The 8517-nt window shown below is 68.8% G+C and carries 8 protein-coding genes; 6 read left to right on the top strand and 2 right to left on the bottom strand.

Annotation, left to right across the window (positions count from 1 at the left end; all coding sequences use genetic code 11):
* Window positions 1-711 (top strand): DUF1684 domain-containing protein (locus Y706_RS26845; protein WP_043436717.1); only part of this gene is annotated, 711 nt, incomplete at its 5' end.
* A gap of 37 nt (window positions 712-748) precedes the next feature.
* Here the strand turns inward: Y706_RS26845 and Y706_RS0120615 are convergent.
* Together Y706_RS0120615 and Y706_RS0120610 are read right to left on the bottom strand one after the other, a co-directional pair.
* The gene (locus Y706_RS0120615; protein ID WP_028278072.1) at window positions 749-1951 is read right to left on the bottom strand and encodes an acyl-CoA dehydrogenase family protein; all 1203 of its coding nucleotides are present in this window, start codon (window positions 1949-1951) and stop codon (window positions 749-751) included.
* Window positions 1948-2769 (bottom strand): SDR family NAD(P)-dependent oxidoreductase, encoded by an 822-nt coding sequence (locus tag Y706_RS0120610; protein WP_028278071.1) that lies wholly within the window; start codon window positions 2767-2769, stop codon window positions 1948-1950. Before Y706_RS0120610 ends, Y706_RS0120615 begins: the two co-directional genes overlap by 4 nt.
* A 194-nt stretch (window positions 2770-2963) precedes the next feature.
* Between Y706_RS0120610 and Y706_RS0120605 the strand changes: the two genes are divergently transcribed.
* The 5 genes from Y706_RS0120605 to Y706_RS26840 all read left to right on the top strand — a co-directional run.
* Window positions 2964-4181, top strand: a complete 1218-nt coding sequence (locus Y706_RS0120605) for a glycoside hydrolase family 76 protein (RefSeq protein WP_028278070.1) — start codon at window positions 2964-2966, stop codon at window positions 4179-4181.
* Window positions 4182-4334: 153 nt separating this feature from the next.
* Entirely contained in the window at window positions 4335-5390 is a 1056-nt protein-coding gene (locus tag Y706_RS0120600) for an iron ABC transporter substrate-binding protein (protein WP_028278069.1), read from the top strand.
* Window positions 5391-5500: 110 nt separating this feature from the next.
* Window positions 5501-7000 carry an ABC transporter permease gene (locus Y706_RS0120595; protein WP_043436715.1) on the top strand — a complete coding sequence of 500 codons (1500 nt, stop codon included), beginning with the start codon at window positions 5501-5503 and terminating at the stop codon, window positions 6998-7000.
* The gene (locus Y706_RS0120590; RefSeq protein ID WP_028278067.1) at window positions 6997-8181 is read left to right on the top strand and encodes an ABC transporter ATP-binding protein; all 1185 of its coding nucleotides are present in this window, start codon (window positions 6997-6999) and stop codon (window positions 8179-8181) included. The genes Y706_RS0120595 and Y706_RS0120590 overlap by 4 nt, the downstream gene beginning before the upstream one ends.
* A 130-nt stretch (window positions 8182-8311) precedes the next feature.
* Window positions 8312-8517, top strand: a 206-nt coding sequence (locus Y706_RS26840) for an aminopeptidase P family N-terminal domain-containing protein (protein ID WP_043436712.1), incomplete at its 3' end; no start/stop codon positions are given.

The following is an 8517-nucleotide window of genomic DNA, read 5'->3' as shown; positions in this document are numbered from 1 at the left end:
CCGGCCGCCGTCGAGCTCGCCCCCGGCCTCTGGTCCACAGACGGCACCGCGGCGTTCCTCACCGCCGCCGCGTCCGACGGTCTGACCCTGGTCGAAACCGGCGAACCCGTGGACGGGACCATCAGCGCCGTGCTCGCCGACGAGGAATCACTGATGTGGGTCCAGTACGGCGGCGACGACGGCCGCCAGGTGGTGGTGGAGCTCGCCATGCGGGCGGACAAGTACGCCATCCGCACGCGCGACTCCCAGTCGCCGGCGTTCACGGAGTTCGACGGCGTGCCCACCTTCGACTTCCGCCCGGACCTGGTCATCGACGCCCGGTTCGTGCCCTATCCCGAGCCTGTGGATGTCCCGATCGGCACGGCCAACCCGCTCGTGGACGGGGTCCACCGCTCGGTCGGCGAGCTGGTCTTCCGGCTTCCCGGCGCGGACCACGAGTTCCACCTGCAGGCCGAGGAGGAGAAGCTCGGCGCCCTGACGGTGACGTTCCACGACGAGACCAACGGGGAAAGTACTGACGAGTGGCGGAAGGTCTCCACCGCGAGGCCCCGCGTCGACTCCTTGGGAAATAGGTCGGTGGTCCTGGACTTTAACCGGGCCATCAACTACCCGAGCGCCTTCACCCCGTACGGCACCTGCCCCATGCCGGTGCGGAACAACAGCCTTGATGTGAAGATTGAGGCCGGCGAGAAGGAACCCGGCCTCTTCTAAACGGGTCTAAACGGGTCTAAACGGTCAAAGCCGTCTTCTAGACGATCGCGGACACCCCGGTGATGGCGCGTCCCGTGATCAGGGTGTTGATCTCGAACGAGCCCTCGTAGGTGTAGATCGCCTCGGCGTCGGAGAAGATCTTGGCCATCCGGTAGTCGGTGACGATCCCGTTGCCGCCCAGCAGGGACCGGCCCATCGCGACGGTTTCGCGCATCCGGGCGCTGACATAGGACTTGGCGAGGGCCACCTGCGGCATGTCCGCCGCGTCGGCGTCCTGCAGCTGGGCGATCCGGACCATCATGCCCATGCTGGCCACGGCGTTGCCGAGCATGGTGACCAGCTGCTGCTGGACCAGCTGGAACTTTGCCAGCGGGCGGCCGAACTGCTGGCGTTCGACGGCGTACTGCCGGGCGACGTCGAACGCCGCGAGCTGCTGCCCCACCCCCTGCCAGGCCACCATGATCCGGGAACCGCGCAGGAGCTCATTGGTGTCCTCGAAGCTGCTGATCCCGGCGAAGCGGTCCGTTTCGGCCACCCGGACGTCGCTGAAGACGATGTCCGCGTTCTGCACCGTGCGCAGGGCAATCTTGTTCTCGATCCGGCTCCGGCTCACGCCCGGCAAGGTGGCGTCGACGATGAAGCCGCGGATGCCGCCGTCGGCCTCGTCCCGGGCCCAGACCAGCATGTAGTCGCAAAACGTCCCGTTGCCGATCCAGCGCTTGGCGCCGTTGAGCACCCAGGCGTCGCCGCCGCCGGCCGCGCCGCCGGGGACCCGGCGGGCCCGGGTTTCCATGCCGCCGGCAACGTCCGAGCCGTGGTCCGGTTCGGTGAGGGCAAAGGCACCGGTGGTGCGCAGGCTTGCCGCGTCCTCGAGCAGGCGCGCCTTCTGCTCCTCGGAGCCGAAGCCGTAGAGCGACTCCACGAAGAGGTCGTGGTGGACCAGGAAGAAGGTGGCGAGCGAGGTGTCCACCCGGGTCATCTCGGCGATGACGATCCCGGCGAACAGGTTGCTGTAGCCGCGCTGGGCCGGGGCGCTGAGCTCCAGGGCGGCCAGCTTGGGCAGGATGTGGGCCGGGAATTCGGCCTTGTTCCACCAGTCCGTGGCAAACGGGGCAACCTCGGCGGCCAGGAACTCGCGCAGCTGCGCCAGCTTGGCCCGCTCCGCCGTGCTGAGCAGGCCTTCGTAGTCGAAGAAGTCCGCCGTGGGCAGCACAGTCCCGACCATCTCAGACCCGGTCATTTCGGGCCCATGCGGATGGCACCGTCGAGGCGGATTGTCTCGCCGTTGAGCATGGCGTTCTCCACAATGTGCGCGGCGAGGTTCGCGTATTCGGCCGGCCGGCCCAGCCGCGAGGGGTGCGGCACCTGCTGGCCCAGGGAGTCCTGCGCCTCCTGGGGCAGGCCGGCCATCATGGGAGTCTCGAAGATGCCCGGCGCGATGGTGACCACCCGGATCAGCGAGCGCGCGAGTTCGCGGGCAATCGGCAGCGTCATGGCGGCGACGGCACCCTTGGAGGCGGCGTAGGCGGGCTGGCCGATCTGCCCGTCGAACGCGGCAACGGAGGCGGTGTTGATGATGACGCCACGTTCGGGGCCGCCGAGTTCCGTGGCGGCGGGCTCGGTGGCTGCCATGGCGGCCGCGGCGAGGCGGATCACGTTGAAGGTGCCCACGAGGTTGATTTGGATGACGCGGTTGAAGGCCTCTAGCGGGAGGACGCCGTCGCGGCCCAGGACCTTGCCGGGGGTGGCGATCCCCGCGCAGTTGACCACGATGCGCAGCGGGCCCAGTGCTGAGGCGGCGTCGACGGCGGCCTGCACCTGCGCCTCGTCCGTGACGTCGGCCGGGACAAAGACGGCCCTGCGGCCGCCTCCGGCAGCAGCTTCTCCGGCGCCGGCAGCGGCGGATGCGGTCAGTTCGGCGGCAAAGGCGTCCCCGGCGGAACCCGGCAGGTCCACGAGGACCACCGAGGCGCCGGCGTCGAACAGGCGCCTGGCCGTGGCCGCTCCGAGACCGGAGGCCCCGCCCGTGATCAGCGCGACAGTACCCTTGATGTCCATCCATCCTCCTTGATGTGGAACCGAACCCCGGCGGCGAAGCCTCGACGCGGGCGGCGCCTGCAGAGGCGGCCCGCGGGGAACATTAGTTAGTGAATGTTAACTGGAATGCGGCCAATGCGCACCTTTGTGCCGCACACGCCGAGGGCGCGGTCACGGTCGCGGTCCGGACGGGCTCCCGCGATTACGCTTGAGCCATGACCCGAGCCGACGCCTCCGCCCCCAACTGGTCCTTCCGCGCGGACGAGGCCGCCCGCTCAGTGACCAGGCTCTTCGGGCAGCGGCTCTTCTTCCTCCCCGGGACCCACATCGCCGCGATCCTCCGACCCTCGGGCCGGCTGAAGAACCTGTCCCGGCCCTGGCACTACTGGTGGCAGGCACACTACCTGGACTGCCTCGTGGACGCCGGCCGCCGGGAACTGGGGTCCCCCCGGAATCCGGGAGCCAAGTTCGACGGCGAGAACCGGCCCAGCGCCGGCCGGCTCGCCTCCCGGCTTGTCACGGGCATCCGGCTGCGCAATTTCCTCACGGTGGTCAACAACTACTACGACGACATGGCCTGGCTGGCCCTTGCCACGCTCCGGCTGGACAAGCTCGCCGAGGACACCCGCAAACACACCGGCCGGGAGCGCAACGCCAAGGTCCTGCAAAGCCTGACCCTGCAGTTCGACTCCGCTTCCACGGACGACCTGGGCGGCGGCACATTCTGGAGCACGAAGCGCGACTTCAAGAACACCCCCGCCACCGCCCCCGTGGCCCTCTATTACGCGCGGACCGGCAACCGGACCAAGGCGCAGTCCCTGCTGGACTGGCTGGATGCCAGGCTGTACGAGCCCGGCCAGGGCCTGTACCGTGACGGCCTCCGGATTTCCGGGACAGGCGAGGCGGTGCTGGAAGAGACCATCTACACCTACAACCAGGGGCCCGTCCTCGGCGCCCTGCTGGAACTCGGGGGCGAGCCCAACCTCGGGCGAGCGGCCGCATTGGTGGACGCCGTGGCGGGCAACCTCACGCAGCCGGCCCCGCTGCTGGGCCGCACCGCCGCGGTGCTGCGCTGCGAGGGGACGGGCGACGGCGGGCTCTTCACGGGGATCCTCGTCCGCTACCTGGCCCTCGCCGCCGTCGACGAACGCCTCCCAGCCGAAACCCGGGCCACGGCGGCGGCGCTTGTGAACGATACCGCCGAGGCCCTCTGGGAGGGCCGCCGGATCCTCCCTCCGCACGACCGCCTCGCGCGCCGCGGCAGCCATCTGGTGTTCTCCGACCGCACCGACGCGCCGGCACGCCGCAGCTACCCGGAAGGGGCCGCCGTCGAGCTCTCCACGCAGCTGCAGGCCTGGATGGTGCTCGAGGCGGCCGCCTCGATCGCGCAGGCGCCCGCCCCACAACCCGGCGACAATTACGTCACGCAATAGTATCGTAATTGATGTGATCCTCATCACTTAAACCAGCCTCAGGTTGGTCGCTTAGGTTTGGCTAACCTACAGTCTTTCTTAGTGAGCATGCCCTAACTTCCCCGCTCACGGGGGGCAGGGCACTACGACGACTTCCTTGTAGAAAGTAGCCCCATGAAGATCCGCATCAACGCGCTGGCGGGCATCGCCCTGGCCGCCACTGCCGCCCTGGGCCTGGCCGCCTGCGGCTCCGGTTCCTCCGCCACGGCCGGCAGCAGCACCGCCGCCAACGGCTCCTCCGCCGGTGAGATCACGGTCTATAACGCCCAGCACGAATCCCTGACAAAAGAGTGGATCGACGCCTTCACCGCCGAGACCGGCATCAAGGTGACCGTGCGCCAGGGTGACGACACCGAGATGTCCAACCAGATCGTGCAGGAAGGCCAGGCCTCACCGGCGGACGTCTTCCTCACCGAGAACTCCCCCGCCATGGCCCAGGTGGAAAACGCCGGCCTCTTCGCGGATGTGGACAAGGCCACCGTGGACCAGGTCCCCGCCGAATTCCGCCCCTCCACCAACAAGTGGACCGGCATCGCGGCCCGCTCCACCGTCCTGGTCTACGACAAGAACAAGATCAGCGCCGACAAGCTGCCCAAGTCCATGCTGGACCTGGCCAACCCCGAGTGGAAGGGCAAGTGGGCAGCCTCGCCGTCGGGCGCCGACTTCCAGGCGATCGTCTCGGCCCTGCTGGAACTCAAGGGCGAAGCCGCCACTGAGGCCTGGCTCAAGGGCATGAAGGAAAACTCCAAGCCGTACAAGGGCAACAGCACGGCCATGAAGGCCGTCAACGCCGGCGAAGTCGACTCCGCCCTCATCTACCACTACTACTACTACGGCGATCAGGCCAAGACCGGCGAGAACTCCAACAACGTCACGCCGTTCTACTTCAAGAACCAGGACCCTGGCGCCTTCGTCTCCATCTCCGGCGGGGGCGTGCTGAAGTCTTCCAAGAACGCCGCAGCGGCCCAGTCCTTCCTGAAGTTCATCACGGGCAAGAAGGGCCAGGAAGTGCTCCAGAAGGGCACCTCCTTCGAATACGCTGTCGGCTCGGACGTCCCGTCCAACGACAAGCTGGTTCCGCTCAAGGAGTTGCAGGCCCCCACCGTGGATCCCGCCAAACTCAATTCCGCCAAGGTCACCGAGCTGATGACCCAGGCAGGACTGCTGTAGCCGCAGTGACAAACAAGCTGGCGGTCCCCGGTCCCTCTGGGGATTTGACGACCGACACGACGACGGCGGGCAGGGGTAAACGCCCCCGCCCGCCTTTCGGCGTCTCTGTCGTGTCCATCATCGCGGTCCTCATCGCCCTGTTTTCCCTGGTGCCCCTGGCCTACGTGGTCTTCATGACAGCCTCCACCGGCTGGGACACCGCAATGGCCCTGATCTTCCGCCCGCGCGTGGGCGAACTCCTGCTGAACACGGTGCTGCTGACCGTGGTGACGGTGCCGCTGTGCCTCGTCCTGGGCGTCGGCGGCGCCTGGCTCGTCGAACGCACGTCCCTTGTGGGCCGCAAGTGGTGGGCCGTGCTGCTCGCCGCCCCGCTGGCCATCCCCGCCTTCGTCAACAGCTACGCGTGGGTTTCCGCGGTGCCGTCCCTTGGCGGGCTGTGGTCCGGGGTCCTGATCGCCACCCTGTCCTATTTCCCGCTCGTGTACATCCCGGCCGCCGCGACGCTCAGCCGCCTGGACCCGGCGATCGAACAGTCCGCCGCCTCCCTCGGCCTCGGCGCCTGGCGCGCGTTCTTCCGCGTGGTGCTCCCGCAGCTGCGCATCGCCATGACCGGCGGCGGGCTGCTGGTCGCGCTGCACCTGCTGGCCGAATACGGGGCCTTCGCGATGATCCGCTTCGACACCTTCACCACCGCGATCATGGTCCAGTACCAGTCCACGTTCAATGGCACCGCCGGGAACATGCTGGCCAGCGTCCTGGTGTTCCTCTGCCTGATCCTGCTGCTCGTGGAGGTCCGCAGCCGCGGCAGCGCCCGGTACGCCAGGATCGGCTCCGGGGCCCAGGCGCGCGCCTTGCGGCTGCCCCTGCACGCCTACCAGCTCCCCGCCCAGCTGTCCCTGATCGCTCTCACCGGGCTGGCGTTCGGGCTGCCGCTGACGTTTGTGCTGCGCTGGATCGTCGCCGGCGGCCCGGAAATCTGGGCCGCCGAGGAATTCATGCCGGCCCTCCTGCAGACCTTGGCCTACGGCCTCGCGGCGGCCGTCGCCACCACCGTGGTCGCGTTCCCCATGGCTTACCTGGCCGTGCGGCGTCCCGGCTGGTTCAGCAAGTCCCTGGAGCTGTCCAACTACATCACCAGCTCCATGCCCGGGATCGTGGTGGGCCTGGCCTTCGTGACCGTGAGCATCCGGATGGTTCCCAGCATGTACCAGACCTCAGCGCTGCTCATCGCGGCCTACGTGCTGCTGTTCCTCCCCCGGGCCCTCGTGAACATCCGCTCGGGGCTGTCCCAGGCACCGAAGGAACTCGACGAGGCCGCCCAGGTGCTCGGCAAGCCGCCGCTGCTGGCCTTCCTGCGCGTGACGCTGCGGCTCACGGCCCCCGCCGCGGCTGGCGGCGCCGCCCTGGTGTTCCTGGGGATTGTCAACGAGCTCACCGCCACCCTCCTGCTCTCGCCCAACGGGACCCGCACCCTCGCCACCGAGTTCTGGAGCAAGAGCAGCGAGATCGACTACGCTGGCGCCGCCCCCTATGCGCTGCTGATGATCCTGATCTCGGCGCCCATGACCTATCTCCTCTTCCAGCAGTCCAAGAAAGTAGCCGGACAGTGACCGATGTTTACCCGTCGCGTGAGGCCCCCTCGCGCCTCCCCGAGCCGCGGGTCGCGGCGTCCGTGGCCACCAGCACCAACAGCCACCTGGAAATCGACGCGGTCACCAAGAACTTTGGGCCCCAGGCCGTCCTCAAGGGCGTCAACCTCTCCGTCGCCAAGGGCGGAACGACGGCGATCGTGGGACCCTCCGGCTCCGGCAAGACCACGCTCCTTCGCCTGATCGCCGGCTTCGAGCACCCGGACACCGGCAGCATCTCGCTCAACGGGAGCAAGGTGGCCGGGGAGAACGCCTGGGTCCCCGCGCACAAGCGGCACGTCGGCTACGTCGCCCAGGACGGCGCCCTGTTCCCGCACCTGACGGTCGGGCAGAACATCTCCTTCGGCCTGGACGCCACCCAGCTGCCCGGCGGGCGCCGCGGCGTCAAGGCGCGGGTGGGCGAGCTGCTGGAAATGGTCTCACTGGACCCGGCCATGGCCAAGCGCCGCCCGCACCAGCTCTCCGGCGGCCAGCAGCAGCGGGTTGCCCTCGCCCGGGCGCTGGCCCGCAAGCCCGCGCTCATGCTGCTGGACGAGCCGTTCTCCGCCCTGGACGCCGGCCTGCGGGTGGCCACCCGCCGCGCCGTGGCCCAGGTCCTGAAGGACGCCGGCGTCACCACGATCCTCGTCACGCATGACCAGGCCGAGGCGCTGTCCTTCGCCGACCAGGTGGCCGTGATGCGCGGCGGCAAGCTGGCCCAGATCGGCAACCCGTTCGTCGTCTACACGCGCCCGGCTGACCGCGCCACCGCCGAGTTCCTGGGCGACGCCGTGATCCTGGATGCCTGGATGGAAGGCTCCCTGGCCACGTGTTCGCTCGGCGGGATCCCCGTGCGCCGCCCGCCGGCCCAGGGCCGGGTCCAGCTGATGCTGCGGCCCGAGCAGATCCGCATTTCCGAGGACGGCCCCATCCGCGGCACGGTGGTGGACACGGACTACTTCGGCCCCGAAACCACGGTGCGGCTCCAACTCCCCGTCCCGCCGGTCCTTGCCGCCGGCGCCATCCCGGACCACCGCTACCCCGGCGGCGGGGAAATCATCACGATCCGGCACTGGAACGCCTCGATCGCCCGCCCCGGCACGGAGCTGCGGCTTCGCGTGGTGGGCGAAGCTGTCGCCTTTCCGATGGATGAGCAGCCGTAACGTCGGGATTCGGCGTCCTGAAGCCACTGAGCCCCGAAGGCTCACCCGCGACGGGTGATTCCAGAGTGACTGCAGCGGCTGTCCGGGCGATGGGTTGACCAGGGATGCCCCGCGCACGAGAATGCGAACCATGAGTGATCATCGCGGCCTTTCCGAGCCGGCTCCGTTCACCGCCGGTGACTTCGCCGAGCGGTTGCGGCGAGCAGCCCACGCCGCCCAGGATGCCGGGCTCGACGGCATCCTGGTCACTCCCGGACCGGACCTGCTGTACCTCACCGGGTATGCACCCGTGGCCATCACTGAACGCATCACCATGCTCGTGATCCCCGTCGACGC

This window comes from Arthrobacter sp. I3, assembly GCF_000520575.1.
In the GTDB taxonomy this organism is placed as follows: domain Bacteria; phylum Actinomycetota; class Actinomycetes; order Actinomycetales; family Micrococcaceae; genus Arthrobacter; species Arthrobacter humicola_A.
This window is presented reverse-complemented; position numbering and strand designations above follow the sequence as displayed.

Coding starts and splice junctions, on each gene's coding strand:
- Y706_RS0120615 (WP_028278072.1), bottom strand. CDS start 1,951: ATGACCGGGTCTGAGATGGTCGGGACTGTGCTGCCCACGGCGGACTTC.
- Y706_RS0120610 (WP_028278071.1), bottom strand. CDS start 2,769: ATGGACATCAAGGGTACTGTCGCGCTGATCACGGGCGGGGCCTCCGGT.
- Y706_RS0120605 (WP_028278070.1), top strand. CDS start 2,964: ATGACCCGAGCCGACGCCTCCGCCCCCAACTGGTCCTTCCGCGCGGAC.
- Y706_RS0120600 (WP_028278069.1), top strand. CDS start 4,335: ATGAAGATCCGCATCAACGCGCTGGCGGGCATCGCCCTGGCCGCCACT.